The sequence below is a fragment of the Marinobacter sp. C2H3 genome (genome assembly GCF_037080155.1).
Lineage (GTDB): Bacteria > Pseudomonadota > Gammaproteobacteria > Pseudomonadales > Oleiphilaceae > Marinobacter.
Window position 1 is genome coordinate 482901 of the sequence record NZ_JBBBNZ010000002.1, and the last position, 25546, is coordinate 508446.

The 25546-nt window shown below is 61.8% G+C and carries 26 protein-coding genes and 2 tRNA genes; 17 read left to right on the forward strand and 11 right to left on the reverse strand.

The genetic code is table 11. The features are described 5' to 3' along the window. Positions 1 to 13: 13 nt before the first annotated feature. The 3 genes from V3388_RS07265 to V3388_RS07275 all read left to right on the forward strand — a co-directional run bounded on the left by V3388_RS07265 (position 14) and on the right by V3388_RS07275 (position 3405). Positions 14 to 1249: an MORN repeat-containing protein gene (locus tag V3388_RS07265; RefSeq protein WP_336366864.1), complete on the forward strand. Its 1236-nt coding sequence runs from the start codon at positions 14 to 16 to the stop codon at positions 1247 to 1249. Positions 1250 to 1317: 68 nt separating this feature from the next. Beyond that, a complete protein-coding gene (locus V3388_RS07270) occupies positions 1318 to 2466 on the forward strand; it encodes a response regulator (RefSeq protein WP_336366865.1) in 1149 nt (382 codons plus the stop codon). Between the two features lie 87 nt (positions 2467 to 2553). Continuing rightward, positions 2554 to 3405: a 6-carboxytetrahydropterin synthase gene (locus V3388_RS07275; protein ID WP_336366866.1), complete on the forward strand. Its 852-nt coding sequence runs from the start codon at positions 2554 to 2556 to the stop codon at positions 3403 to 3405. Positions 3406 to 3548: 143 nt separating this feature from the next. On the opposite strand, the gene V3388_RS07280 is transcribed toward V3388_RS07275, so the two are convergent. From V3388_RS07280 to gltX, 3 genes are all read right to left on the reverse strand, one after another. Beyond that, a tRNA-Glu gene (locus V3388_RS07280) sits at positions 3549 to 3624 on the reverse strand. A gap of 7 nt (positions 3625 to 3631) precedes the next feature. Further along, positions 3632 to 3707: transfer RNA gene (locus tag V3388_RS07285), tRNA-Ala, on the reverse strand. Between the two features lie 112 nt (positions 3708 to 3819). Further along, the gene (gltX, locus tag V3388_RS07290) at positions 3820 to 5304 is read right to left on the reverse strand and encodes a glutamate--tRNA ligase (RefSeq protein ID WP_336366867.1); all 1485 of its coding nucleotides are present in this window, start codon (positions 5302 to 5304) and stop codon (positions 3820 to 3822) included. Positions 5305 to 5553: 249 nt separating this feature from the next. Here gltX and V3388_RS07295 point away from each other — a divergent pair, with 249 nt between their 5' ends. Further along, on the forward strand, positions 5554 to 6483 hold the full coding sequence (locus V3388_RS07295) for a zinc ABC transporter substrate-binding protein (RefSeq protein WP_336366868.1): 930 nt from the start codon (positions 5554 to 5556) through the stop codon (positions 6481 to 6483). Here V3388_RS07295 and V3388_RS07300 read toward each other — a convergent pair. After that, a complete protein-coding gene (locus tag V3388_RS07300; protein ID WP_336366869.1) occupies positions 6460 to 7374 on the reverse strand; it encodes an AEC family transporter in 915 nt (304 codons plus the stop codon). The two genes, V3388_RS07295 and V3388_RS07300, sit on opposite strands and share 24 nt — an antisense overlap. A gap of 184 nt (positions 7375 to 7558) precedes the next feature. Between V3388_RS07300 and V3388_RS07305 the strand changes: the two genes are divergently transcribed. Further along, positions 7559 to 8857, forward strand: coding sequence for a sensor domain-containing diguanylate cyclase (locus V3388_RS07305; protein ID WP_336366870.1), 1299 nt, complete (start codon positions 7559 to 7561; stop codon positions 8855 to 8857). 34 nt (positions 8858 to 8891) lie between these two features. Here the strand turns inward: V3388_RS07305 and V3388_RS07310 are convergent, their stop codons facing one another. Then, positions 8892 to 9701 carry an SDR family NAD(P)-dependent oxidoreductase gene (locus V3388_RS07310; protein WP_336366871.1) on the reverse strand — a complete coding sequence of 270 codons (810 nt, stop codon included), beginning with the start codon at positions 9699 to 9701 and terminating at the stop codon, positions 8892 to 8894. A gap of 175 nt (positions 9702 to 9876) precedes the next feature. Here V3388_RS07310 and V3388_RS07315 point away from each other — a divergent pair, with 175 nt between their 5' ends. From V3388_RS07315 to V3388_RS07370, 12 genes are all read left to right on the forward strand, one after another. Next, on the forward strand, positions 9877 to 10614 hold the full coding sequence (locus tag V3388_RS07315; RefSeq protein WP_336366872.1) for a hypothetical protein: 738 nt from the start codon (positions 9877 to 9879) through the stop codon (positions 10612 to 10614). A 41-nt stretch (positions 10615 to 10655) separates the two neighbouring features. After that, positions 10656 to 11093: an acyl-CoA thioesterase gene (locus V3388_RS07320; RefSeq protein ID WP_336366873.1), complete on the forward strand. Its 438-nt coding sequence runs from the start codon at positions 10656 to 10658 to the stop codon at positions 11091 to 11093. Between the two features lie 242 nt (positions 11094 to 11335). After that, positions 11336 to 11542 carry a cold-shock protein gene (locus tag V3388_RS07325; RefSeq protein ID WP_336366874.1) on the forward strand — a complete coding sequence of 69 codons (207 nt, stop codon included), beginning with the start codon at positions 11336 to 11338 and terminating at the stop codon, positions 11540 to 11542. 149 nt (positions 11543 to 11691) lie between these two features. Then, the gene (locus V3388_RS07330; RefSeq protein WP_336366875.1) at positions 11692 to 12753 is read left to right on the forward strand and encodes an NAD(P)H-dependent flavin oxidoreductase; all 1062 of its coding nucleotides are present in this window, start codon (positions 11692 to 11694) and stop codon (positions 12751 to 12753) included. Positions 12754 to 13000: 247 nt separating this feature from the next. Continuing rightward, entirely contained in the window at positions 13001 to 13534 is a 534-nt protein-coding gene (locus V3388_RS07335) for an HPP family protein (RefSeq protein WP_336366876.1), read from the forward strand. Between the two features lie 117 nt (positions 13535 to 13651). Then, positions 13652 to 14383 carry a hypothetical protein gene (locus tag V3388_RS07340; RefSeq protein WP_336366877.1) on the forward strand — a complete coding sequence of 244 codons (732 nt, stop codon included), beginning with the start codon at positions 13652 to 13654 and terminating at the stop codon, positions 14381 to 14383. Next, entirely contained in the window at positions 14376 to 15359 is a 984-nt protein-coding gene (locus V3388_RS07345) for a hypothetical protein (RefSeq protein ID WP_336366878.1), read from the forward strand. The genes V3388_RS07340 and V3388_RS07345 overlap by 8 nt, the downstream gene beginning before the upstream one ends. Positions 15360 to 15521: 162 nt before the next feature. After that, positions 15522 to 16604, forward strand: a complete 1083-nt coding sequence (gene dusA / locus V3388_RS07350) for a tRNA dihydrouridine(20/20a) synthase DusA (protein ID WP_336366879.1) — start codon at positions 15522 to 15524, stop codon at positions 16602 to 16604. 199 nt (positions 16605 to 16803) lie between these two features. Then, on the forward strand, positions 16804 to 17769 hold the full coding sequence (gene tal / locus V3388_RS07355; protein WP_336366880.1) for a transaldolase: 966 nt from the start codon (positions 16804 to 16806) through the stop codon (positions 17767 to 17769). Between the two features lie 27 nt (positions 17770 to 17796). Continuing rightward, the gene (locus V3388_RS07360) at positions 17797 to 18243 is read left to right on the forward strand and encodes a tellurite resistance TerB family protein (protein ID WP_336366881.1); all 447 of its coding nucleotides are present in this window, start codon (positions 17797 to 17799) and stop codon (positions 18241 to 18243) included. Between the two features lie 14 nt (positions 18244 to 18257). Continuing rightward, a complete protein-coding gene (locus V3388_RS07365) occupies positions 18258 to 19385 on the forward strand; it encodes a 3-deoxy-7-phosphoheptulonate synthase (RefSeq protein WP_336366882.1) in 1128 nt (375 codons plus the stop codon). Then, positions 19382 to 20206: a glycerophosphodiester phosphodiesterase gene (locus tag V3388_RS07370; RefSeq protein WP_336366883.1), complete on the forward strand. Its 825-nt coding sequence runs from the start codon at positions 19382 to 19384 to the stop codon at positions 20204 to 20206. Before V3388_RS07365 ends, V3388_RS07370 begins: the two co-directional genes overlap by 4 nt. A 13-nt stretch (positions 20207 to 20219) precedes the next feature. Here V3388_RS07370 and sthA read toward each other — a convergent pair whose 3' ends face one another. The 6 genes from sthA to V3388_RS07400 form a co-directional block, all read right to left on the reverse strand. Then, on the reverse strand, positions 20220 to 21611 hold the full coding sequence (sthA, locus tag V3388_RS07375; protein WP_336366884.1) for a Si-specific NAD(P)(+) transhydrogenase: 1392 nt from the start codon (positions 21609 to 21611) through the stop codon (positions 20220 to 20222). An 81-nt stretch (positions 21612 to 21692) separates the two neighbouring features. After that, positions 21693 to 21929, reverse strand: coding sequence for a (Na+)-NQR maturation NqrM (gene nqrM, locus V3388_RS07380; RefSeq protein WP_336366885.1), 237 nt, complete (start codon positions 21927 to 21929; stop codon positions 21693 to 21695). Between the two features lie 20 nt (positions 21930 to 21949). Then, positions 21950 to 22999: an FAD:protein FMN transferase gene (locus V3388_RS07385; RefSeq protein WP_336366886.1), complete on the reverse strand. Its 1050-nt coding sequence runs from the start codon at positions 22997 to 22999 to the stop codon at positions 21950 to 21952. Between the two features lie 9 nt (positions 23000 to 23008). Then, positions 23009 to 24235: an NADH:ubiquinone reductase (Na(+)-transporting) subunit F gene (gene nqrF / locus V3388_RS07390; RefSeq protein WP_336366887.1), complete on the reverse strand. Its 1227-nt coding sequence runs from the start codon at positions 24233 to 24235 to the stop codon at positions 23009 to 23011. A gap of 37 nt (positions 24236 to 24272) precedes the next feature. Next, entirely contained in the window at positions 24273 to 24881 is a 609-nt protein-coding gene (gene nqrE / locus V3388_RS07395) for an NADH:ubiquinone reductase (Na(+)-transporting) subunit E (RefSeq protein ID WP_336366888.1), read from the reverse strand. Next, the gene (locus tag V3388_RS07400) at positions 24881 to 25546 is read right to left on the reverse strand and encodes an NADH:ubiquinone reductase (Na(+)-transporting) subunit D (protein WP_336366889.1); all 666 of its coding nucleotides are present in this window, start codon (positions 25544 to 25546) and stop codon (positions 24881 to 24883) included. Before V3388_RS07400 ends, nqrE begins: the two co-directional genes overlap by 1 nt.

The following is a 25546-nucleotide window of genomic DNA, read 5'->3' on the forward strand; positions in this document are numbered from 1 at the left end:
AAGGGGTTCCTTCATGGTCGATTTCAGGCCGCTTCTGTTCATCAACGCGCTGGCACTGATGCTGCTGGTCACGGCCGGTTTCGCGTCCATCACACCGGATGGGCAAGCGCCCCGGCTAGCCCTGGCCACTGAGGCGCCGGCCTCGCCGCCCTCGCCGGAGGCTCCGAAAGCCGCGCCCCAGACCCGGGCTGAAGACCCTGTCGGCGTGGCACCGACCGGCTCCGCCAACCCGGCTTCCGAGGGCACTCCCGGCGAGCAGGTCAGCGCCGCAGCGCCAAAGATGACAAAGCCGGACGCCTCAGCATCGGCGGATCGCTTGAGCAACACGGCGGACACCCCCATCGCCACGCCGTTTACGCTGCCCGCACCGGCACCGTCTGACGTGGCGGCCAAGGCCCAGGCCGGGGTAACGGATACCCGCTCCCCCGCTCCGGCTCCCAAACCAGCGCCCCCCACCACCGGCGAACTCGTGCTCCGGTCGAACGTCTACGACGACAGTGTGACCATCAACGGCAAGGATTACGGCCCAACCCGGTTGGATCTCACCCTGAAGCCGGGCACCTATCAGGTCACCATCGCAAAAGACGGCTACCGGCCCTGGGAGCAGACCATCACCCTGGCCGCCGGCGACCGGCGGGCAGTCACCGGCGAACTGGTGGAGTACACCAGCGTCAACTACCGGAACGGCACCTGGGTGGGTGGCGTGCGCACCGGTGATGGCACCTACGAGGACGACAGCGGCCTGCGTTACAAAGGCCATTTTGTCGATGGCCAGTTCCAGGGCGAAGGCACCGCCTGGTACGGCGACGGCAGCCGTTACGACGGCCACTGGGCGCAGGGCAAGCAACAGGGTGAAGGGGTCTGGCGGGGGCCAGACGGCCAGATGTACGTCGGCAGCTTCCGCAACGGCCGCTTCCACGGCAAAGGCACCCTGACCTACCCGGACGGGCGCACCTACGAGGGCGAATTTGCCGACGGCCAGTTCAACGGCGACGGTGTGGAAGTGTTCGCCGACGGCAAGCGCTACGAGGGGCAGTTCATCGAGGGCGCCTTCCACGGCAAGGGCATCCTCCAGAACCCGAACGGCAGCAGCATCGAGGCCACTTTCCGCAACGGCAAGCCGTTCGGACAGGTCACGCTGACCACCCCCGCCGGGGAAATTTTCACCGCACGGACCACGGAACCCGGGGTGTGTTACCGGGACAAGAGCTATCGGGCCACCCAATGTCCCGAGCTGGAAGGCTGGTAATCACCGCCGACCAGCCGCCGGAGGCGGGATCTGGACACCGCACACAGCATTCAGGATGAGGTAGTGACATGACAATCAAGAAAGCACTTCTGGTGGACGACTCCAAGGTGGCCCGGTTCGCGCTCAGCAAGCTGCTCGAAGGCCGGGACATGACGGTGAACATGGCGGGATCGGCGGAAGAAGCCCTCGACTTCCTGAGCCAGAACCAGCGGCCGGACGTGATTTTCATGGATCACCTGATGCCTGGCATGAACGGCGTGGAGGCCACCAAGGCCATCAAGCGCAACCCCGACACGGCCGCCATTCCCATCATCATGTGCACCTCCCGGAAGTCCTCCAGCTTTGTCGAGGAGGCCCGGAACTTCGGGGTGTACAACATACTTACCAAGCCGGCCCACACCGAGGGCCTGGCCATGGTGCTGGAACAGCTGGCCAGCGACGTGGAGCACGGCCAACTGCCGGTGGCGCCCCTGGAGCTGAACGACGGGGACACGTGGGACGACGACGGCGACCTGCCGTTCAGCCACGAGGGCGCCGTGCACCTCTCGCCAAAGCATGGGCACGAAGACGGTGGGGAACCCTCGGATGCCGCCCACGAGCCCCATGGCCAAACGGCCGCACCGGCGGCGGGCCCGTCCCCCAGTGTGGTTCCGCTCACCTCCGATCTGATCGAGCAGATTGCGCGCTCTGCGGTCAAAACCCACATCAACAATCGGCTGCACGAACTGCTCAGCGATCTGTTTGATGAACAGTTCGATCATCTAAAACGCGCCCTGGACGAGAGCCGCAGCCGACAGGAAGTCGTGATTGAGGAGCGCCTGGCCGCTCTCACCGAGACCGTGGAATCCCGCACCCGTAATCTTCGGGACGAGGTGGCCGCCGAGGTCAACTTGAGCCTCAGCCGGGAACTGGCTAACGTCACTCGGGAACTGAAAAAGAACTCCGGCTTCACCGCCGATCACATGGCGGAACTGAAAGACCACATCACCAGCGTTCAGACCATCGACACCGAGTTCTGGCAGACGCTTCAGTCCGAAGCCATCCAGCAGGCCCACGAGATCTCCCGGGAAACCGCCGAAGACATCGCCCAGCGCACCATCGACCAGTTTGTCGCCCGTCAGAGCAGCGCCAACGCCCGCACCTACACCATCGCGCTGGCCGTCAGCCTTGGTGTTTTCAGCGTAGGTATAGCCTGGCTGTCCGGGCTCTTCGGATAACCCCTACCCGGCTCCCGGACCGCTGCCGTTGGGGCGGATTTTTGCTAGAATCCGCCCCAACATTCAGCCTACCCGCCCGGAACCTCCATGGACCACCTGTTCGTCGACAACCTGACTGTGATCGATTTTGCCTACCTGGACCCGGCCCGGGGTCTGGTGGGCGAAAGCTGGATTGTGGACGTGGTGCTCTCTGGTGAGTTGGACGAACAGGGCATGGTGTTCGATTTCAGCAACGTCAAACGCACCATCAAGCGCGTCATCGACGAGCGGGTTGACCACCGACTGGTGATTCCCCGGGGCTACGAAGGGCTGCACTGGCACGACGACCGCCCGGACACCTTTACCTGGGCGCTGACCGACGGCGGCCGCATTGTGCACCGCTCGCCGGACGAGGCGGTGGTCTGGCTGTCCGCACCCGCGGTCGAACCGGCCGCCGTCGCCGCCCTGCTCCAGCAGGAACTCAAAACGGTGCTGCCCGCGAACGTCACCGGCATTGCCATTGAGCTGCGCGCGGAACACATCGACGGCCCGTACTACCACTACGTGCACGGCCTGAAAAAGCACCTTGGCAACTGCCAGCGCATTGCCCACGGCCACCGTTCCCCCATCCGCATTGACCGGAACGGTCTGCGGGACAGCGCCGAAGAGCAACGCTGGGCCGAGCGGTGGAAGGATATCTACGTGGGGTCCGAAGAGGACGTGGTGCGCCGCGAAACCGGCGCCGATGGCCGCACGCACGTGACCTTCGAGTACGAGGCCAACCAGGGCGAGTTTACCCTCACACTGCCGGAGAGCCGGGTGTACCTGATGAACACCGACACCACCGTGGAGCTGATCGCCGCCCACATCGCGGACGAACTGAAGCGCGCCTACCCGGACGACCGTATCCGCGTGAAGGCGTATGAGGGCGTGGGCAAGGGGGCGATTGCGGAGCGGTGACGTTGGGCAGACGTTAAAACCGGGGTCAGATGAAAATTCATCTGACCCCTTTTTCATCTGACCCCTTTCTTGCAGACACAAAAAAACCGCCCGAAGGCGGTTTCTTTGCTGATACCCCGGTGGACTAGACCGTGGCATCAAATTGGCGTCCCCTAGGGGGTTCGAACCCCTGTTGCCGCCGTGAAAGGGCGGAGTCCTAGGCCACTAGACGAAGGGGACTAGAAATTGGTGGAGCCAAGCGGGATCGAACCGCTGACCTCAACACTGCCAGTGTTGCGCTCTCCCAGCTGAGCTATGGCCCCTCAACGGCTGCGTATATTAAGGATCGGCCCCGGGGGCGTCAACAGGTAAAACGCATTTTTTTCCGTTTTCTGAACCTCCCTGTCCAGATCGTTTACTTCGCCACCAAACTGTTTATTCAGCGACCAGTTCGGCGAAGGCTTTCTCGACTTTCTTGGTCTCTTTCTTGGAAAAGCCGCCCATAACGGTCAGCGCATGGCGCAGGCGCGCCCGGGTCATGTCCGGGCCCAGCAGCGCCATGGAGTCCATCACCGACCAGGAATTGGGGGTGCCGGCAATGGCCACGAAAATGGCGAACATGAAATCCCCCATTTTGAGCCCCATGGCCTTGGCCAGGCCTTTCACATCGGCAAACACGTTGTCCTTGGTCCAGTGCCGCTGGGCTTCCAGCTTCCATAGGGTGAACTGCAGAACCCGCTTGACGGTGTCCTCATCCAGCTTGTTGTGCCGGAAGTCTTCCGGCGTCAGGTTGAGCATGCCGGAGAACATGAACTGGGCCATGGGCGCAACGTCCGAGAACACCTCAGCGCGCCCCTGGACGTGGGGCACCAGCGCTTTGAGGGCGTCCTCGTTGAACCACCACTGCCGCAGCCGCTCCATGAACTGCGCTTCCGACAGATCTTCCCGGAGCCACTGGCCGTTCAGCCAGCGCAGCTTTTCCACGTCAAACACCGGTCCGCCCAGGGACACCCGCTGGATGTCGAACTGGCCGATCATCTCGTCAAGGGTAAACTTCTCCCGCTCGTCGGGCATCGACCAGCCCATCCGGCCCAGGTAGTTGGTCACCGCCTCGGGCAGGAAACCCATGCGCTCGTAGAAGGTGATGCTGGTGGGGTTCTTGCGCTTGGACAGCTTGCTCTTGTCCGGGTTACGCAACAGCGGCAGGTGGCAAAGCTGCGGCATGTCCCAGCCGAAGTACTGATACAGCAGCTTGTGCTTGGGCGCCGAGTTGATCCACTCCTCGCCCCGCAGCACATGGGTAATCCCCATGAGGTGGTCGTCCACCACGTTGGCCAGGTGGTAGGTGGGCATGCCGTCGGACTTGAGCAGGATCTGACAGTCGACCTGGGCCCAGTCAATTTCAATGATGCCCCGGAGCATGTCATCAATCTCGCACACACCGTCTTCCGGCACTTTCATGCGGATCACGTAGGGTTCGCCCGCGTCCAGCCGGCGGGCCACCTCCTCCGCGGGCAGTTCCAGATCGCCTTTGATGCCGGGGTTCAGGCCGGCGGCCTTACGCTCCTCGCGAATGGCGTCCAGTTCTTCCGGCGTGCGGAAACAGTAGAAGGCGTGGCCAGCCGTCACCAGGTCTTCCGCGTACTGGCGGTACATGCCCTTACGCTCGGACTGCCGATACGGCCCGTGGGGGCCACCCACGTCCGGGCCTTCGTCCCAGTCCAGGCCCAGCCAGCGCAGCGCCCGGAGGATATCCTGCTCAGACTCGGCCGTACTCCGGGCCTGGTCGGTGTCCTCGATGCGCAGAATGAACTGGCCGCCGTGCTGGCGGGCAAAACACAGGTTGAACAGGGCAACGTAGGCGGTGCCAACGTGGGGATCACCGGTCGGTGACGGCGCGATGCGAGTACGTACGGTCATAACGCTTTCCTGAAATTGGAGGACGTAAAACGGCGGCCGGGCATCATCGTCCCGGAAAAGGCCGCCATTATAACGGGGTCGCCGGCAATTCGCATAAGGGACAGCCGGGGCATTAGCCCTGGCCAAGGCACGGAACCTCGCCCCGACGTGGAGCAATCGGCGTAGAGATCGCACGGCCGCCCCCGGACGCTCTTGCGCTCCCCTATTTTTGTTATATTATAACGTTCCAGTTTTCAGACGGTGATCCCCATGTTCAAACGCTCCACCCTGCGTGCCGGTCTCGTCGCGCTCGCTTTGATGACCACGGCCGTTGCTCCCGGCGTGTCCGCAGCTCCACCGTTGGAGGTGGTTACCTCGATCAAACCGCTGGCCCTGCTGGTTCGCGCAGTTGCCCCTGAGGGAACCCGGATCACCACGCTGGTGCCGCCTGGCCAAAGCCCCCACACCTACGCCCTCAAACCGTCACAGCGCCAGGCACTCGCGGGCGCGGATCTGGTGGTCTGGGTGGGGCCTGGGTTGGAGGCATTTCTGCGCCCGGTGCTGGACCAGGGGGCGCTGTCCGCCCGGGTGCTGACCCTGGCGCCGGACCTGGAGGACCACGCTCACGACGGCCATGACGAGAAAGAGGCCACGGAAGACGGCGAAGAGGACGGCACGGACCCGCATCTCTGGGTCGATCCGACCCGGGCACTGTCGATGGCGGGCGACATCCGCCGGACGCTGGCCGCCCTGCCCGATCAGGACCCCGCCGTGCTTGAACAGCGTTTTTCCGCCTTTTCTGAAGCGCTGAAGCAACAGGACGACGCCCTCCGCCAAGCCCTTCGCCCGGTGAATGACGTATCGCTGTTTGCCTACCACACCGCGTTTGTCGGCTTTGCCCGGCACTACCAGCTGAGCCTGGCCGGCGTGCTCACCCTCAACCCCGAACTGTCCCCCGGCGCCCGACACGTCGCCGAGATTCGATCGCAGCTGGCCAGCACCCGGCATCCATGCCTGCTCACCGAGCCCCAGTTTAATCCCCGCTGGTGGCACGCGGTCACCGACGGACTGCCGGTGATCCAGAGTCACTGGGATCCACTGGCCACGGAGGCGCCGGACACGGCGAACGGCTACCTGGTCTTCCAGAAATCCATTGCCGACGCGGTTCTGGCCTGCCTACCAGAGCAGGCTGAGCATTAACGGAATGGTCAGCATGGCGAGCAGGGTCTGGCCGCTGATAATGCCCGCCATCAGGGGCGCATCCCCCCCCAGCTGGCGGGCCAGAATGTAGGCGGAGGTGGCGGTCGGCAGCGCCGCCAGAAGCACCACCACCTGCACCAGCAGCCCCTCCACTCCCAGCAGAGCGGCGAGGCCGGCGGCGATCAGCGGGAAGCCGATGAGCTTGAGCGCCGACGCCACCAGAAACGGCGCGGTGGCGCCCCGAAGCGCCGCCAGTTCCAGCCCGGCGCCGACCGTCATCAGACCCATCGGGAGGGCCAGGTTGCTCAGCGGTTGCAGAATGCCCGCCAGAAGCGGGTGGAAACCAATCTGGAAATAGCTCCAGACAACGCCGAGCAGCGACCCCACAATCAGCGGATTGGTGACGATGGCCCAAAGCACCCGGGACAATTGTATCCGGTCCCGCCCGGCCGTCAGGCTGAACATAAGGATGCACAGGAGGTTCAGCAGGGGCACCATCACCGCGACGGCAATGGCGGTGAGGGACAGGCCGTCGTCCCCCAGCAGCATCCCTCCGGCGGCAAGCCCGACGTACGAATTGAAGCGTATCGCCCCTTGGTAGACCGACGAAAACACCGGCCCGGACCAGCGCCAGACACACTGGGCGGCCACCAGCGCCACGGTCATGGCCAGCAGCATGACGCCGATCAGCAGGGCAATGTCGGCGTAGGCGGACGGCGGCAGGCGCGCCTGGCCGAGCTTGAACACCAGCATGGCCGGAAACAGCACGTAATAGGTAAACCGTTCGGCCCGCGGCCAGAAATCACCGCCGGGAAATCCCCACCGCCGAAACAGGTGACCCAGTAGGATCAATACAAACACAGGCACCAGCGCCTGAACCATCACTGCCATGGCATCCGCTCCCAAGATAGGCGGCTAAGCTTACCCCTCCCGCCGACGGTGGCCAACCCGTCCCGGACCTGTCGTCATTCACAGCATAAGAACAGTTGCTCAAATCCGGTGGCCCGGCTATCGTCTTGAGAAAGGACACGCAGCGGGACACCCTCGGCAACATGAGCACACATGGACAGGGGCTATGGGCCTAAGCCCTGAACTGAAACTCCAGGCCATCCTTTATGGCACTGGAGCAGGCACCTGGGAATGGAACCCGGACACGGGGGACGTCATTCTCGATGAGCGCTGGGCCCAGCAGCTTGGCTACACCCTGGAAGACCTTCAGCCCGTCACCTCAAGGACCTGGCACGACCTCTGCCATCCGGACGACCGGGACATCGCCCGGACCGGCCTGGTGAGCTGCCTCAAGGGCCAGGCGGATCGGTTCGAGTGCGTGGTTCGGATGCGCCACAAGGACGGCAGTTGGCGTTACGTTCACTCCCGGGCCCGGCTGATGGGCAGCGCCGACAGCCCGGAGGGCCGGTGGATGTTCGGCACCCACCTGGACGTCACCGACGCCAAGGAAACCGAACACCAGTTGATCCAGCTGTCTGCGTCCCTGCCAGGGATTATCTACTCGTTCATCATGGAACCCGACGGCCGGTATTATTTTGGCTACGTCAGCCAGAAGACGGTCGAGTTCTACGGCTTCCCCCCGAGCGCCGTCCAGGCTGATCCGGACCTGGTGTTCAATACCATCCACCGGGACGATCTGGCCCGGGTACAGGCCTCCATCGAGACCTCACGGGTCGACCTGACCGAGTGGAGCTGTGACTACCGGGTGGTGACGGCCGATGGCATGCACTGGATGCGGGGCATTGCCAAGCCCGAGCGCAGCCCCGAGGGCACCGTTACCTGGCACGGCATGGTCATCAACATCGACGAACAGAAACGCCTGGAACAGCGTTTGGAGCACCTGTCCGTCACCGATGAACTGACCGGGCTGTACAATCGACGCCATATGCTCGCCCGGCTGGATGAGATGACATCCGAAAGCGCGCGGTACGGCGGCAACTACGCGCTCGCCTCCATCGATATCGACTTCTTCAAATCCATCAACGACAGCCACGGCCATCCCACCGGGGACCGGGTGCTGCGCCAGATTGCCGATCTGCTCAAGTCGCGCATCCGGCGGACCGACCTACTCGCCCGAACCGGGGGCGAAGAGTTTTTCATCCTGATGCCCCACACCCTTACAGAAGATGCCGTGCAAGTCGTGAACGATCTGAGGGAACGGATGGAAAAGGAAACCTTCAGGAGCGACACCGGAGACGTCTTCGATGTCACCCTCAGCGCCGGCGTGATCGGCTGGCAGGGGCTAGCACCAACCACCCGTCGTTTACTCGCCGCCGCGGACAAGACCCTCTACCGGGCAAAGCGCGAAGGCCGTAACCGGGTGCTGTTGGCCGATCAGAGCGCCCTGTTTCCGGAAAAGAAGTAACCCCGGGGCTTGCCCCGAGCGTCCGGCCTGTCTCTCAGTGGCTTCTGCGCACCATGGCATCGGCCAGATGCCGGGTAAGCGCTCCGGGCAAAAGTTTGTTCAGGCCCCAGAGCAATCGGGCGCGGACGCCTGGAATGATGAGAAACCGCCGCCGGTCGATACCGGCACGGATGCGGGATACCGCGTAGTCAACCGGCAAAGTCCCAGCCATCAGCTTCAGGGTGGCGGTCTGGGCCGGGCGGCTCTGGCGCTCGGCCACCACCATCGGCGTCTCTACTTCCGGCGGGCACACCACGGACACAGCAATTCCCCGGGGCGCCCACTCGATCCGAAGCACCTCCGCCAGGCCAACCACGCCGTATTTCGAGGCGCAGTACCCGGTGTAGCCATAGCAACCCACCAGCCCCGCCATGGACGCCACCAGCACGAATTGGCCGCCTTGCGATAGATGCGCCGACGCCGCCAGCGCCACGTTTCGGGAGCCCAGCAGATTGACGGTAATCATCCGGGTGTAGGCCGCATCGGTAATGTCTTCGAACGCGGCGGCCTGGCAAATGCCCGCACAGTGAACCACCAGGTCCGGCCGCGCTGTCAGCGCCGCTTCATCAAACGTCGCCCGCACAGTCTCCGCTTGCGTCACATCCATGGCGAAGGCGCGCACGGCCGCATCCGGGACCACCGACCTGAGGGTCGCCAACGCGGGTTCCGCCGGCTGTATATCCAGCAGCGTAACGCCCCACCCGTCCTGCAGGTACGTCCTCGCCAGCTCAAAGCCAATACCACTGGCGCCGCCGGTGATGAACACCTGTGGCCGGCCAGACGCCCCCTTCGTGGGCTGTGCCATACACCTATCTCCCATAACGATAAGCGCCAGCGTAGCGCGAACCCTCTACCCCGGCGTTGACCTTCAGGACATCCCCAGGGGTTTCTTCCGCCAATCCGGGCAGACAGTTCCGGTTTATGGCGGTACCCTACGAAAGACCCGGACGAAAGGCCCCGGAGAGGAGACTTCCGCGTTCATGATCCCCATTATTCTGCTGACGCTGCTCATGGTCACCGGCGCACCCCAGGTGCAAGCCGCCGACGGTGTTGAAACGCCAGCGCCCGAGGTGCCCGCCGCGGTTCGTATTGCCGTGATTGACGACATTCCGGTGACACGGGCCGCTGTCGCTATTATGACCACCGCGTATCAGCAGCTTGGCATAACCATGAGCACCTACACAGCGCCCTCCAACCGGGCCTTGCGGCTGGCGAACTCCGGCGAGCTCGATGGCGATCTGTTCCGGGTGGAGTCGGTGGCGGCGGACTACCCCAACCTGATCCCGGTGGGCTATCCCTTGCTCGCCGGCTTTCTATACGCCGTTGTCCTGGAAACCGGCGCCGATACGTTGCCCAAGCCAGAGGGTCGTCCGCTCCGGGTCGGCATTCGCCGGGGCGTCATCCTGGCCGAGCAGGCCGCTGCATCACTGAACATGGAACCGTTGTTGGCCGACGATTTCCGCCAACTCAGGAGGTTACTTGAGTGGGGGCGGGTGGATCTGATCCTCGTGGCCGATGTCGAGGGTATTTCACCGCTTCACAATCCCCAGTGGCAGGGTCTTCATCGCATTTCCGAGCCGGTAACCGCTTTCTCCCTGTACCATTACGTCAATCGACGCCACGCCAATCTGGCCCCGGCGCTGGCCGAGGTCCTGCGCGCCATGCACGACAGGGGTAACACCGCGCGTATTCTGCAGCAGGCCAGAGCTGCCCAGTGACGCCAGCCCCCTGCTGTCCCCGACAACCAGGAGCCCGATTCATGCCCCCCTTTCGCTATCGCTTCCGAGTACGCTACGGCGAATGCGACGCCCAGGGCGTGGCCTTCAACGCCCGCTACGCCGATTTCGTGGACATTGCCACCAACGAATACATCCGGGCGGTGTTCGGCAGCTACCAGAATCTGCTGGCCCAGGGCCTGGATTTCCAGGTCGTTGGCCTGAACCTGAACTGGAAGGCGCCAGCGCGCTTTGACGACGTGGTTGAGGCCCGCATTGAGCCGGGGCACCTCGGCAACAGCTCGTTCGCCTTCCACCTCGCGTTCCATCGACACCCCGACGGCCAGTTTCTGGCGGATGCCACCATCACCTATGTGATGGTCCAGGCCGCCACGCTTGAAAAAACGCCGCTGCCGCCCGCCATCCGCCAGCGTCTGCAGGACGGCGCGCCGGGGAAAACGGTGAGCCACGCAGGGGAATAGCGGAGCGTGGGAAGCAGGTACCATTGCTTATACGAAAGTGCTGGGCAAAACCCGGGGAAAAAGGTACAGTCAGGTCCGTTGGAAAGATTTAACCAGTCTTCATTAATACGACGCGTGGCTGTTCCTTTCAGTAGTGCAACGTCCTGTTATTGATTACGTGCGTTTTTTGTTTCTCTCATCCCGCGGGCAGAACGCTGGCTAGCTGACGCACCGCACATATCGATCAATACAGGAAGCATTCCATGTCTACCGTAACCGGCACCGTAAAATTCTTTAACGAATCCAAAGGCTTCGGCTTCATTACCCGCGAAAGCGGCCCGGACGTCTTCGTTCACTACAGCGCCATCACCGGCAGCGGTTTCAAGACCCTGGCAGAAGGCCAGCAGGTCGAGTTCACCGTGACCCAGGGCCAGAAAGGTCCCCAGGCGGAGAACGTTGTCGGCCTGTAACCACAGCCCGATTCGTTAAAAAAGGCAGCTTCGGCTGCCTTTTTTTATGGCCGGTCATCTTCTAGGATGGCAACACGCACCCTGCCGGCCAGGTCGCCCATTGGCGACGTCCCCGCCGGCCAAGATCACGCGGAGGACCGGCAACGCCCATGAACGTCTCGCAGACCGACCGACTAAACACGCTTCTGGGTATCGACAGGCCCATCATTCAGGCGCCCATGGCCGGCGTGCAGGACCATCAGTTGGCGGCTGCCGTCTGCAACGCTGGAGGTCTCGGCTCGCTGCCCTGCGCCATGCTCGGCCCCGATGCGCTGATCAGGGAACTCGAAGCGCTCACCGCAAAGACCACCGCCCCCTATAACCTCAATTTCTTCGCCCACACCCCGCCGGCTCACGATGGCCAGCGTGAGACCGCATGGCGCACGGCGCTGACTCCGTACTATCAGGAATTTGGCATCGACCCGAGCCGCATTCCGGATGGACCCGGCCGAATGCCCTTTAACGAAGAAACTGCTGACATTGTCGAAGCGTTTCGGCCGGCCGTCGTCAGCTTCCACTTTGGCCTGCCCGAGCCGGCCCTGCTGGATCGGGTAAAGCGAGCAGGCGCCACTGTACTATCCACCGCAACCACCGTGGAGGAGGCCCGCTGGCTGGAACAGAACGGCGCCGACGCCATCATCGCCCAGGGTCTTGAAGCGGGCGGCCACCGGGGCATTTTCCTGACCCGGGACATGACCACCCAGCTCGGCACCTTCGCCCTGCTGCCACAGATCGCCAATGCCGTGACAACACCAGTTATCGCCGCTGGCGGCATTGCTGACGCACAGGGCATCAAAGCCGCTCTGGCCCTTGGCGCCGTTGCCGCACAAATCGGAACCGCGTTTCTGCTGTGCCCGGAGGCGACCACACGCCCCCTGCACCGGGCCGCCCTGAAGAGCTCTCGTGCAAACCACACCGTTCTAACCAACCTGTTCTCCGGCGGCCCGGCCCGCGGCATCATGAACCGCCTGCTGCGGGAGATGGGGCCTATGAGCGACCTCGCACCCGCATTTCCCCTGGCGACCAACGCGATCGGTCCACTGCGCGCCGCTGCCGAAGCCTGTGACACGGACGACTTTTCCCCACTGTGGTGCGGACAGAATGCCAGCGGCTGTCGGGAGATCGGTGCGGGAGAGCTGGTGGCGGAGTGGCTTAACGATCTGGGCGGGTAAGACAGACCGCGCATCTGGCTGCGCGATTTGGCGACGTTATTGACTAAACGCCTAACTTACATCGAAATTCCCGGTTTGCCGCGCCCTGCCACCCCGACTATCATCGCGCGCCCTTTTCCACACCCTTCTGCGCGGTAACCGGCCCATGGGACAACGGAACGAACAGCTTCGCTGGCAACTGGCCAGGGGCCTTACCCGAGCCCTTCACATTGAGCGCCTCGCCAGCCGGTACAGCCGAAATACGGTGATGGCGGCGTTCAATTTTGTGAACGGCACCATCAGCATTGCCCTGGTATCGTTGGTCGCGCTGGCTACCCAGGAAGCGTTCATTTTCCCGTCGCTGGGCGCCACCGCGTTTATCCTCTTCTACGTGCCCCTTGCCGAGCCTGCGTCGCCGCGCAACACGCTCTGCGGGCATCTGATAGGCGCCATTATCGGTTTGCTGAGCCTGTACGCCTTTGGCCTGGCAGACCACCCCTCTGCTTTCTCGACAGGAGTAGATATGGCGCGCGTCGGGGCGGCAGGATTGTCCCTGGGGCTGACCAGCAGCCTGATGGTGATTTTGCGGGTGGCCCACCCGCCGGCCGGCGCAACGGCACTGATCGTATCGCTGGGTCTCATGCCGAATCCGGCCCAGTTGCCGGTGCTAATGGCGGGCGTGTTACTGCTGCTGGCTCAGGCGTTTGTGATCAACCGGCTGGCGGGGATTCCGTATCCGCTGTGGTCGAAAAACAGGACAGAAATCCAAGAGGGCCAGCCTTCGACCCCAAAACGTCCGTAACAGAAATTCCTCCTCAGCAAGCCTCATGTCTTTGCACCAAACTCTGGAATCCTGTGCACACTTGTCACTGCTATTATCGGCTACACTTTTCGAAAATCAGAAGCAGCGGCCGGTACCATGTCCTCGACGAGTGTAACCACCACCTCCCAACCAGTCCTAACCGATGTCGACAAGCTCGTCCTTAAACGACAGATTCTTGATTGGCGGGACACATGGCTAATCAAGATTCCGATTGAGCTGAGAGATCGCACACCGGCAATCACGGCTGTCATCAATGCGCGCATTGAGACAATTTCGTTTACCGAGACATTCAAAGCGAAAGCATTTGCGGAGCAGCAATTGGGGCCGGTTTTTGATCGTTGGAGAAACGCACAGGCCCATGAAATCATCGCTTCTGCGAAAAAGGAGCTGCGTACACTTGATCACCCTGAACTCTGCTTTGAGGGTGAATTCTCAGACTGGTCGGGCGAAGATACTTCGGCAATGAACTCCGTCGAACTAGGATTTGCGACCGGAACGGCTGGTGCTGCGCTATTCGGAATACCTGCTGTGGCATCAATGTCCGTGCAGTCAGCCGGATGGGGACTGGGTCTGTTAGGAGCGACCGTTATAAGCTGGCCGATCGCCCTTAGTGGCGCGGCGGTATTGGGTACGATGGCCGTTTTTGGTGGTTCCCGGATTTCAAAATACAAAGAGAAAGCCGTGAAAAAATCCAAAGATGCGGCCAGCGTGTTCATCCGAATGGCCGTCTTCGCGCCATCGTCCAACCCGCCGTCTTTATGCTCAGCATTACAAGGGCACATTCGAGCGATGTCACTGTTGTTACTGGAAGACCTTAAGCATGCTTGAGAAATATATTTTTGAGGTCCCTCTGCGTCTACAACCTCTTGTCGATGCCGGAGTACTTCAGCGCGTCGGCGCGATCATAAAAGACACCAGTTCGGGTAGAATCGTGGCCCATATGCAGCAAACAGGAATGGGACAACAACTCGTAGGCTCGCTGATCGGTTCGCCGTTTAACGTACTGAACACCGCATCTTCCCTCGTCGCAAACGCGCAACTCGCCGGCTTGAAGCGAATGGTGGAAGGTTTGCAGATACTTCAATACGCAAACCTGGGCGTGGGGCTCGTCGGAATGGGTGTCACTGTTGCTGGATTTGCAATAGTGAACAAAAAGCTCACTCGTATCGAGAAGACGGTCGAGGAGCTTTCACAAACGATGGACAGAAACTTTGCGCAGTTGTACCTAAACCAACTCTACCGAGACTTGAATGGAATCCGCGGCGTTCTTGAAGGTATTGAGGCGAGTAAACGCCTATCCGACCCCAAAGGCGTTCTGATCAACGCGGCGTCAAGGCTCAGTGAGCTAAGGAGCGGCGTCCGAGGGCACATCGAATACCAACTCCAGCAGAATACCTTCGATGAGCAGCTATTCACGCAATTAACCAGCGCGCTTCTGCTCTGTGATAATGCCAGGCTGGAATCCTACATACTCGCCAACGAATACGACTCAGCTCATTTTAGTGCGACCGCTGTTGCAGGATCTTACGCAGAGTTGTTCGATGACGTAACACCATACGATCTCGGACAAAAGCGGCGAATATCCCACCGACAACCTGGCGGCAACATCGCCGCTACCCCGATGGGAAAGCCAGTTGGTGACCAGAATATCGTCACCGCCCTTCGAGATATTACGGACGCTGCCGCTACGCAGCCCTTTTTGATTGAAGCATTAGATCGAAAGCGCATTTCCGGGCCCGAATACATGGCATCACTGAGAGACGAGTCAACAGAACCCCTGGTTTTAGTCAGGTTTGACGAATAGCGCGCTCCCCAGTCTAGAAGAAGACCCTATACCCCATTTTTTGGTATCCTGTTATCAGCTTCGAGCCTCCATAGATAAGCAACTCCATTGCTCTTTCGTTTTCTGCCTTAAACGAGAGTTAACCTGGGCGGCACACTTAAAGAAATGTAAACGCTGGTACCCATGCCTTCACCGGAAACCCAAACCGCACACTCCAAGGATTTCGGAATCTCGGAGCCGATCTCCAACAGCCCTTCCCGCCGCTTCTGCGTCGCTCCCATGATGGACTGGACGACTCCGCACTTCCGGTACCTTGCGCGTATTCTCAGCAAGCGGGCGCTGCTGTACACCGAGATGGTTACCTCGGGCGCTTTGATTCACGGGGATACCGAGCGGTTTCTGCGGCACGATGCGTTCGAATACCCGCTGGCGTTGCAGCTGGGTGGCAGCGATGCCGGGGAGCTGGCTCATTGTGCGCGCTTGGCGGAGCAGTTCGGGTTTGATGAAGTCAACCTGAATGTGGGCTGCCCCAGTGACCGGGTTCAGAACAACCTGATCGGCGCCTGCCTGATGGGGCACCCCCAGAAGGTGGCCGAGGGCGTGGCGGCGATGAAGGAAGCAACGTCCCTGCCGGTGACGGTAAAACACCGCATCGGCATTGACGGCCGGGAATCCTGGGACGAGCTGTGCGAGTTTATTGAAACCGTGGCGGCGGCTGGCTGCACCACGTTCATCGTGCACGCGCGCATTGCCATTCTGGACGGCCTGAGCCCGAAGGAAAACCGGGAGATTCCACCGCTCAAGTACGACTGGGTCTACGCGCTCAAGGCGCGTTATCCCCACCTGGAAATCATTATCAACGGTGGCATCAAGACCTTTGATGAGTGCCGTGAGCATCTGGCCCATACGGACGGCGTGATGCTGGGCCGGGAGGCCTACCACAACCCCTGGCTGCTGGCCGGTGTGGATGCGGCGTTTTTCGGCGAGCCGGCGCCGGCGCTCAGTCGCCATGATGCATTGAGGGCGCTGCTTCCGTTCATTCAATCCGAGCTGGACCGCGGGATTTACCTCACCCACATGTCACGCCATGTGATGGGGCTGTTTCACGGTCAGCCCGGCGGCCGTCAGTTCCGCCGGCACATCAGCGAGAACGCGCACAAGCCGGGGGCCGGGGTGGAAGTACTGGAGCAGGCGCTGGCCAAGGTGCCGGAACTGGATTCAGACGGCGCCGATGCGTCGGCCGCGCCGGAGCGTCTGGCCATCTGACGTTGCGTTCTCAGGTCTCCCGCGATCGTCCCTCTGTCGCGCGCCTTTCGTGGCCGTCGCTGCCCTACGTACGTGGCCCAGCCGAACCTGTCCAAAGGTTGTCTTGTTCCTGTCAGAACGGCCCGCTATTGTAGGCAAAACACCGGCTGCCGGGATCAGGCGGCCCAGGCACATCACAACAACCGGGACGACAGGACGAATGACCAGCAAGCTCGACCAACTCAAAGCGATGACCACCGTGGTGGCAGACACCGGCGACCTGGACGCCATTGCCCGCTGGCGGCCGGAAGACGCCACCACCAACCCGTCTTTGCTGCTTAAAGCCGCCGCCTCAGAGGCGTACCGGCCGATGCTGGATAAGGCCGTGGCCTTCGCCCACGCCGCCGGCGGCTCCAGCGACGAGCAGCTGGGCCTGGCCACGGACCGGCTTGCGGTGCTGGCCGGCCAGGAAATCCTGAACCGCATCCCCGGGCTGGTGTCCACCGAGGTGGACGCCCGCCTGTCGTTCGATACCGCCGCCACCATCGCCCGAGCCCGCCGGATGGTCGAGTTTTACGACGACCTCGGCGTGGATACCGGCCGGGTGCTGATCAAAGTGGCGTCCACCTGGGAAGGCATCCGCGCGGCGGAGCAGTTGGAGAAAGAAGGCATCCGCTGCAACCTTACCCTGCTGTTTTCTTTCGCGCAGGCCGTTGCGTGCGCCCAGGCCGGCGCTTTCCTGATTTCGCCGTTTGTGGGCCGCATCCTCGACTGGCATCTGGCCAACAGCGGCCGGGATCGGTTTGAGCCAGCGGAGGATCCGGGTGTACAGTCAGTATCCCGCATCTACAATTACTACAAGGCCAACGGGTACAACACCGTGGTCATGGGCGCCAGCTTCCGCAACCGGGGCGAGATTGAAATGCTCGCCGGGTGCGACAAGCTGACCATCAGCCCGGCGCTGCTGCAGGAGCTTGAGGACAACCACGGCGAGCTTGCCCGCCGGCTGGCACCGGAGACCGCCAGCACCCAGGACCGCTTTGGCCCGATGGACGAAGCCCGGTTCCGCTGGGAATCCAACGAAGACGCCATGGCCACTGAGAAGCTGGCCGACGGCATCCGCCGATTCGCGGCGGATCAGATCACGCTGGAAAACCAGGTACGGGCACTGGCCAGGGCGGCGTAACCTTAACGCCACAGGATCACGCCCAACATGATCGACTTCCTGAAACAACTGCTGTCCGGCCCCACGGACGAGCGCCAGCCCCCAGGCCCCGACGACCTCGCCGTGGCCAGCACGGCCCTGATGGTCCAGCTCTCACGGATCGACCGGGATCAGGACGAACGGGAACTGGACACCATCGTTCGCTATGCCGTCAGTACTCTCGGTGTGCCGGAACCGGATGCCCGGCGCATTCTTGACGAAGCCCTGGCTCAAGCGGACGACGCAACCTCCCTCTACGAGTTCACCGGTCTGATCAACGACCGGTTCGATCAGGACGCCAAGCAGGTGCTGCTGGAGAACATCTGGCGGGTGGCCTTCGCCGACGGCCGCATCGACAAGTACGAGGAACACCTTATTCGCCGCATGGCCGACCTGCTGCATCTTAATCACAGGGAGTACATGCAGGCTCGGCTCCGGGCAGACGCCGCGCGCTGATTCAAGGAGATACCATGCTCGCCATTCTTCACCCGAACACGCCCCTGGACAGCGAGGCGTATCGCATCACCCTGGATTATCTTGAGAACCTGCCGGGCGTCACGGTACGGGTTCACGAGGTTCAGGGCACCAGCCAGCGGCTGACCGAAATCTACCTGCTGGGGGACACAAAGTCCCTGGACAAGGAAGAGATCGAAGCCCTGCCCGCGGTCGAGCGTGCGGTTCGCATTTCCGAGGACTACCGGATTCTGGGCCGCCACCGGGACGACCGACGCCAGAACGGGTTTACCTATAACGGCGTGACCTTCGATCAGCAGAATCTGAACATCTTTGCCGGCCTGTGCGCGGTGGACGTGCCCGAGCACGTCGAGATGATGATGAAAGCGCTGGAGGACAACGGCGAGGTGTGCACCCGTATGGGCGCCTACAAGCCTCGCACCAACCCCTACTCGTTCCAGGGCCACGGCAAGGGCTGCCTGCCCTGGGTGTTCGAAAAGGCCGGCAAGCACGGCATCCGGGTGATCGCCATGGAGATCACCCACGAGAGCCACATCGAGGAGATCGATACCTGCCTGGAGCGCCTTGGCCGGCCCACCGGCGTGATGCTGCAGGTGGGCACCCGCAACACCCAGAACTTTGAGCTGCTCAAGGCCATTGGCCGGCAAAGCACCTACCCGGTGCTGCTGAAACGGGGCTTCGGGATCACCCTGAACGAGTCTTTGAATGCCGCTGAATATCTGGCCAGCGAGGGCAATGCCAACGTGATTTTCTGCCTGCGCGGGATGAAAACCGAAGCGGGCCAGCCCCATCGGAACATGGTGGACTTCGCCCATGTGCCCACCGTCAAGCGGCTGACCCGCATGCCGGTGTGCGTGGACCCGTCCCACTCGGTGGGCAGCCGGGACCGGGCACCGGACGGCATGCTGGACGTGGTTCATGCCACCGCCCAGGGCGTCATCGCCGGCGCCAACATGGTACTGGTGGATTTCCATCCGAAGCCGGAAAAAGCCCTGGTGGATGGCCCACAGGCCCTTCTGATGGACGAACTACCGGCGTTTCTTGAAGACGTCCGCCTGTGCCACGACACCTGGAAAAAGCGCCAGGCCCTGTATCAACGTGCCAAGGAAGCTAACAAGGAATGATCGTCTACGGACATCGGGGCGCCAAGGGCGAAGCCCCGGAAAACACCCTGCCGGGCTTTATCCACGCCTACCGGCACGGCATTCGTCACTTTGAGCTGGATCTGGTGCTGTCCAAAGACGGCATACCGGTGCTGGTCCACGACCTGACGGTGGATCGGACCACCGGCCTCAAGGGCGGCGTCTGCAACTACACTGCGGCCGAACTGGCGGCCATGGATGCGCGCCGGAACACCTCTTCCTGGCCGCGGCCGGTGGGCATCCCCACGCTGGAACAACTGCTCGATCAATTCGACGATCTGGAGCACCTGCAGCTGGAAGTGAAAAAGGACGATCGGCAGCGGCTCAACGTGCTCTGCAACCGACTGACTGAGATTATCCAGCGGCGAGCGCTCTACCAGCGCGTTGCAGTAACCTCTTCGGACACTTGGTTCCTCAAGGAAATACGCCGACGGGACAAGCGTATCCGGCTGGGCCTGGTTGCCGAGCGCCGGTTCCCGTCACCGGTAAACCTGGCGACCCGGCTGGGCTGCGAGTATTTCTGCGTTAACTGGAAGATTCTGAAACCGGAGATGGTTGCGGCCGCGCACCGCAAGGACATGCACGTGTCCACGTGGACCGTTAACCGTATTCAGGACATGTTGCAACTGGCGGCGATGGGTGTTGACAGCGTGATCACCGATTACCCCACCAGCGCCCGGATATTCTTCGATAACCGGGCCAGAGCCGGCCTGGCCCTGCCCAGCAGAGAACCCGAGCCCTCCGAGCAGGCGCCGGAAGAACTGCAGCGGCTTGAGCCAGGCACGGACTCCGGGCACGCCTGACCCATCCGACCGGTCAGAAAATGCGGTTAAGGCCGTTCAACGCCGCTACGCGGTAGGCCTCAGCCATGGTGGGGTAGTTGAACGTGGTGTTGATGAAGTAGTTCAGCGAGTTCGCCTCGCCGGGCTGGTTCATGATGGCCTGCCCAATGTGCACGATCTCCGCTGCCTGGTCACCGAAGCAGTGAATGCCCAGAATCTCACGGGTTTCCCGGTGGAACAGGATTTTCAGCATGCCTACCGCTTCACCGGTGATCTGCGCCCGGGCCAGGTCCTTGAAGAAGGCCTGGCCCACTTCGTAGGGCACCTTGGCTTCGGTGAGTTCCCGCTCTGTCTTGCCCACCGAACTGATCTCCGGAATCGTATAGATGCCGGTCGGCACGTCGGAGACAAACCGGAAGTAGTCGTCGTGAACGATGTCGGACGAGGCGGACCGGCCCTGGTCATAGGCGGCACTGGCCAGGCTCGGCCAGCCGATGACATCACCAACGGCGTAGAGGTTCTCAACCTCGGTGCGGTAATGCTCATCCACCGCCAGCTGGCCGCGACCGTTCGGCACCAGGCCGACGTTCTCCAGACCCAGATTGTCGGTGTTGCCGCTGCGGCCGTTGCACCAGAGGAAGGCGTCCGCCCGGATCTTCTTGCCGGACTGAAGCGACAGCACGACGCCATGGTCATCCCCCACCACGGACTCGTACTCTTCATTGTGGCGCACCAGCACCCCGTTGTTGCGCAGGTGGTAACTCAGGGCGTCCGAGATTTCATCGTCCAGGAACGTCAGCAGACGGCTGCCGGGGTTGATCAGGTCCACCTTGACCCCGAGCCCGGCAAAGATGGATGCGTACTCGGAGCCGATGACGCCCGCGCCGTAAATGATCAGCGTTCGCGGCGTATGGGACAGTCCCAGGATGGTGTCCGAGTTGTAGATACGGTGATGGCGAAAATCTACGTCCGGCGGCAGGTAAGGCCGGGAACCGGTGGCGATGATCGCCTGCTTGAACCGCAGGGTTTCAACGGCCTTGTTACCCCGGACTTCCAGGCGGTTACGGTCCAGGAACGCGGCCCGGCCGCTGATCAGGTCCACCCGGTTGCGGGCGTAGAACTGGGTGCGCAGCTTGACCTGCTTGCCAATGACCTTCTGGGCATTCTGAAGCACCCGGGGAAACGAGAACCAGCGGGGCTCCCCAATGTCCCGGAACATCTGGTTCGTGTTGAACGTGATGATCTGTTTGACGGAGTGGCGCAGCGCCTTGGAGGGAATGGTCCCCCAGTGGGTGCAGTTGCCGCCGACCGTGGGCTTGTCTTCAATGATCGCGACCCGCTTGCCGTGCTTGGTCGCGTTCATGGCCGCGCCCTCACCTGCCGGGCCGGCGCCGATGACTACCACGTCGTAATGATGCTCCGCCATGCTTACCGTTACTCCTTGATTCGGTCTGTAAAAACGCTGTCAGCCGTCAGGGACCGCCCTCCGGCAGCCCTCCAACGGCAATCACTCCTGACGGGGCCGGGTCGCGTCGTAGGCCAGGTTTTCGCCAGCCGCGCCGGTCTCGTTGGCCTCTTCGCATTTCTGGCGGTTGCCGCCGCAGATTTCACAGGCGGTGCCCAGCCCCAGCGCGCCGATGCCGCCGCACGTGCCGCTGATCGGCTTGCGCCCAAAAATCACCCCCACGGACATCGCCGCCACCAGGAACACGACGATACCCAGAGCAAGCAGAAACGTACCCATAATGCCCTCCTTTCCGGAGTCTATTGAATAACGAAGGACGAGAACGCCGGCGTTTCGTGCGTTTCAAACCCGTCCTGTTCACGAACAATAAAATAGGCCGGAATGTTGTTCCGGGTGGCCAATTCGCTGGCCTTCTCCCACCCCATGACGTTAAAACCCGTCGCGAGTGCATCAGCCGTCATGCAATCGTCCGCCACCACGCTGACCGACGCCAGATTGTGGGTGATCGGACGGCCGGTCTCAGGGTTGATGGTATGGGAATAGCGCTGCCCATTCGATTCGTAATAGTTACGATAGTCGCCGGACGTCGCCATGGCGTGGTCCGTCAGCGCCACCACGCGATTGACCTGGCGGGCACCCTCCACCGGCTGCTCTACCGCCAGATGCCAGGCGTCGCCACCGGGCTTATTGCCGTGAACCCTGACCTCGCCCCCGATCTCCACCAGATAATCCTGAATGCCTTCTTTCTCCAGATAGCGCGCCACCGTGTCCACACCAAAGCCCTTGGCAATGGCGGATAGGTCCAGGTACAGCTTGGAGTCGGCACGCACCGCCGGCGGGTCAGCCCTCAGGTGGAGCTTTTCATAACCCACCTCGGCGAGGCGCTGCGCCAGTTCATTCGGGTCCGGCACCTGCTCTGGCCGCGCTTCCGGGCCGAACCCCCACAGGTTGACCAAAGGACCCACGGTGATGTCAAAGGCCCCGTTGGTCAGGCGTGACACTTCCAGGGACTTGTCCAGCACCGTATACAGGGCGTCGGAAACGGGCACCCACTGGGTCTGATCGGCGAGACTGTTGAAACGGGAGAGCTCGGAATCCGGCTTGTAGGTCGACATGGCCATATCAACGTCGTGCATGGCCTTTTCAATACCCTCGGAAAGCGCTTTCAGGCGATCCTGATCATCCGCCATCACCACGCTGATGTGGTAGGTGGTACCAAAAATACCGCCGGAAATCTCCCAGATTTCTTTCTCGGGCTTAAACGAGCAGCCCGCCAGGGCCGCAAGGACCAGCGCGAACAGTGCGCTGGCCAGTGCTGCCCTGGCGGGCCGTATCATGCGCGATGACATGGGGTCTGATTATCCTCCGAAGTCGTCCAGCATGATGTTCTCGTCTTCCACACCAAGGTCTTTGAGCATCTTGATCACGGACGCGTTCATGATGGGCGGCCCGCACATGTAGAACTCGCAGTCCTCGGGCGCCGGATGATCCTTGAGGTAGTTTTCATACAGCACGTTGTGGATGAACCCGGTGGGGCCACTCCAATCGTCGTCCGGCTGCGGGTCGGACAGGGCCACGTGCCACTCGAAGTTGTCGTTCTCCTTGGCCAGCTGATCGAAATCCTCCACGTAGAACATTTCCCGGACGGAACGGGCGCCGTACCAGAAGCTGATCTTGCGCTTGGAGTTGAGCCGCTTGAGCTGGTCAAAGATGTGTGAGCGCATGGGCGCCATGCCGGCACCACCGCCAATGAAGACCATTTCAGCGTCGGTCTTCTTGGCGAAGAACTCACCAAACGGCCCCATCACGGTCACCTTGTCGCCCGGCTTCAGATTGAACACGTAGCTGGACATGATCCCCGGCGGGTAGTCGGTGCCCGGGGGCGGCGTCGCAATCCGGATGTTAAACTTGAGCACGCCCTTCTCTTCCGGGTAATTCGCCATGGAATAGGCCCGGATGGTCTCTTCCTTGTTGATCGCCTTGTAGCGCCAGATGTCGTGCTTGTCCCAGTCTTCGTGGAACTTGTCTTCGATGTTGAAGTCCTTGAACGCGATGTCGTACGGCGGGCATTCCAGCTGGACGTAACCGCCCGCCCGGAACGCCACTTCCTCGCCTTCCGGCAGCTTCAGCACCAGTTCCTTGATGAAGGTGGCCACGTTATGGTTGGACACCACTTCGCATTCCCACTTCTTAACGCCGAAGAACTCCTCGGGCACTTCGATTTTCATGTCCTGCTTCACCGGAACCTGGCAGGACAGGCGCCAGCCTTCCTTCTCTTCCCGGTTGGTGAAGTGGGCTTTCTCCGTCGGCAGCATGGAGCCACCGCCCTCGAACACCTTGCACTTGCACTGGGCGCAGCTGCCACCGCCACCGCAAGCGGAGGACAGGTAGATACCACTGTTGGCCAGGGTGCCGAGCAGTTTGCCGCCGGCACTGGTCTTGACGGTGTGCTCAGGGTCGTCATTGATTTCGATGGTCACGTCACCGGTGCTGACCAGCCTGGAACGGGCCGCGAGGATAATCGCGACCAGCGCCAGAACGATCACGGTGAACATGATCACGCCGAGTATGATTTGTGTACTCATGATCTCGCCTTATCGTTGTTCCGAATCACCGGGTGCGTTAGAGGGAAATGCCCGAAAAGGACATGAAGCCCAGGGACATCAGCCCGACCGTGATAAACGTGATGCCCAGACCGCGAAGCCCCGGGGGCACGTCGCTGTACTTGAGCTTCTCGCGGATGCCGGCCAGCGCCACAATCGCCAGGGCCCAGCCAAGGCCGGAACCAAAACCGAACACCACGCTCTCACCGAAATCGTAGTCGCGCTCCACCATGAACAGGGCCGCGCCCATAATCGCGCAGTTCACCGTGATCAGCGGCAGGAACACCCCGAGCGCGGCGTAGAGCGCCGGAATGTACTTGTCGAGAATCATCTCCATGATCTGGACGATCGCCGCGATAACGCCGATGTAAGTGATCAGGCCCAGGAAGCTCAGATCCACGTCCGGCAGCCCGGCCCACGCCAGCGCGCCTTCACGCAGCACGTGGTTGTAGATCAGGTTGTTGATGGGCACGGTGATGGTCAGTACGGCGACCACCGCAATGCCCAGGCCAATCGCCGCTTCCATCTTTTTGGAGATGGCGATGAAGGTACACATGCCCAGGAAGAAGGCCAGCGCCATGTTCTCGATGAACACGGCTTTGACGAGCAGGCTCAGATAATGTTCCATCAGAACGCCTCCGACACTTTATGGGCAGAGAGTTTGTAGTCCGCTTCTTCAACCTGCTCCGGCTTCCAGGTGCGCAGCGCCCAGATGGTCAGACCAATGATAAAGAACGCACTCGGCGGCAGCAGCAGCAGGCCGTTGGGCACGTACCAGCCGCCGTTGTTGACGGTGGTCAGGATGTCGATGCCGAACAGGGAGCCGGAGCCGAACAGCTCGCGCCAGAAGCCCACGAACAGCAGCAGCACGGAATAGCCCAGACCGTTACCAATGCCGTCGAGGAAGCTCAGCACCGGGCCGTTCTGCATGGCGAAGCCCTCGGCGCGCCCCATCACGATGCAGTTGGTGATGATCAGGCCAACGAACACAGACAGCTGCTTGCTGATTTCGTAGGCGTAGGCCCGCAGCAACTGGTCCACCACGATAACGAGGGACGCAATGATGGTCATCTGGACGATGATCCGGATGCTGCCGGGAATCTGGTTCCGGATCAGGGAAACCGCCATGCTCGAGAACGCCGTCACCAGCGTCACCGAGATACACATGACGATGGTCACGCTCAGACTCGACGTTACCGCCAGAGCGGAGCAGATGCCCAGAATCTGAAGGGCGATCGGGTTGTTGCTGAAAATCGGTTCGAAGAGAACCTGTTTGGCAGATGCACCGGCCAT

Coding starts and splice junctions, on each gene's coding strand:
- V3388_RS07265 (WP_336366864.1), top strand. CDS start 14: ATGGTCGATTTCAGGCCGCTTCTGTTCATCAACGCGCTGGCACTGATG.
- V3388_RS07270 (WP_336366865.1), top strand. CDS start 1,318: ATGACAATCAAGAAAGCACTTCTGGTGGACGACTCCAAGGTGGCCCGG.
- V3388_RS07275 (WP_336366866.1), top strand. CDS start 2,554: ATGGACCACCTGTTCGTCGACAACCTGACTGTGATCGATTTTGCCTAC.
- gltX (WP_336366867.1), bottom strand. CDS start 5,304: ATGACCGTACGTACTCGCATCGCGCCGTCACCGACCGGTGATCCCCAC.
- V3388_RS07295 (WP_336366868.1), top strand. CDS start 5,554: ATGTTCAAACGCTCCACCCTGCGTGCCGGTCTCGTCGCGCTCGCTTTG.
- V3388_RS07300 (WP_336366869.1), bottom strand. CDS start 7,374: ATGGCAGTGATGGTTCAGGCGCTGGTGCCTGTGTTTGTATTGATCCTA.
- V3388_RS07305 (WP_336366870.1), top strand. CDS start 7,559: ATGGGCCTAAGCCCTGAACTGAAACTCCAGGCCATCCTTTATGGCACT.
- V3388_RS07310 (WP_336366871.1), bottom strand. CDS start 9,701: ATGGCACAGCCCACGAAGGGGGCGTCTGGCCGGCCACAGGTGTTCATC.
- V3388_RS07315 (WP_336366872.1), top strand. CDS start 9,877: ATGATCCCCATTATTCTGCTGACGCTGCTCATGGTCACCGGCGCACCC.
- V3388_RS07320 (WP_336366873.1), top strand. CDS start 10,656: ATGCCCCCCTTTCGCTATCGCTTCCGAGTACGCTACGGCGAATGCGAC.
- V3388_RS07325 (WP_336366874.1), top strand. CDS start 11,336: ATGTCTACCGTAACCGGCACCGTAAAATTCTTTAACGAATCCAAAGGC.
- V3388_RS07330 (WP_336366875.1), top strand. CDS start 11,692: ATGAACGTCTCGCAGACCGACCGACTAAACACGCTTCTGGGTATCGAC.
- V3388_RS07335 (WP_336366876.1), top strand. CDS start 13,001: ATGGCGGCGTTCAATTTTGTGAACGGCACCATCAGCATTGCCCTGGTA.
- V3388_RS07340 (WP_336366877.1), top strand. CDS start 13,652: ATGTCCTCGACGAGTGTAACCACCACCTCCCAACCAGTCCTAACCGAT.
- V3388_RS07345 (WP_336366878.1), top strand. CDS start 14,376: ATGCTTGAGAAATATATTTTTGAGGTCCCTCTGCGTCTACAACCTCTT.
- dusA (WP_336366879.1), top strand. CDS start 15,522: ATGCCTTCACCGGAAACCCAAACCGCACACTCCAAGGATTTCGGAATC.
- tal (WP_336366880.1), top strand. CDS start 16,804: ATGACCAGCAAGCTCGACCAACTCAAAGCGATGACCACCGTGGTGGCA.
- V3388_RS07360 (WP_336366881.1), top strand. CDS start 17,797: ATGATCGACTTCCTGAAACAACTGCTGTCCGGCCCCACGGACGAGCGC.
- V3388_RS07365 (WP_336366882.1), top strand. CDS start 18,258: ATGCTCGCCATTCTTCACCCGAACACGCCCCTGGACAGCGAGGCGTAT.
- V3388_RS07370 (WP_336366883.1), top strand. CDS start 19,382: ATGATCGTCTACGGACATCGGGGCGCCAAGGGCGAAGCCCCGGAAAAC.
- sthA (WP_336366884.1), bottom strand. CDS start 21,611: ATGGCGGAGCATCATTACGACGTGGTAGTCATCGGCGCCGGCCCGGCA.
- nqrM (WP_336366885.1), bottom strand. CDS start 21,929: ATGGGTACGTTTCTGCTTGCTCTGGGTATCGTCGTGTTCCTGGTGGCG.
- V3388_RS07385 (WP_336366886.1), bottom strand. CDS start 22,999: ATGTCATCGCGCATGATACGGCCCGCCAGGGCAGCACTGGCCAGCGCA.
- nqrF (WP_336366887.1), bottom strand. CDS start 24,235: ATGAGTACACAAATCATACTCGGCGTGATCATGTTCACCGTGATCGTT.
- nqrE (WP_336366888.1), bottom strand. CDS start 24,881: ATGGAACATTATCTGAGCCTGCTCGTCAAAGCCGTGTTCATCGAGAAC.
- V3388_RS07400 (WP_336366889.1), bottom strand. CDS start 25,546: ATGGCCGGTGCATCTGCCAAACAGGTTCTCTTCGAACCGATTTTCAGC.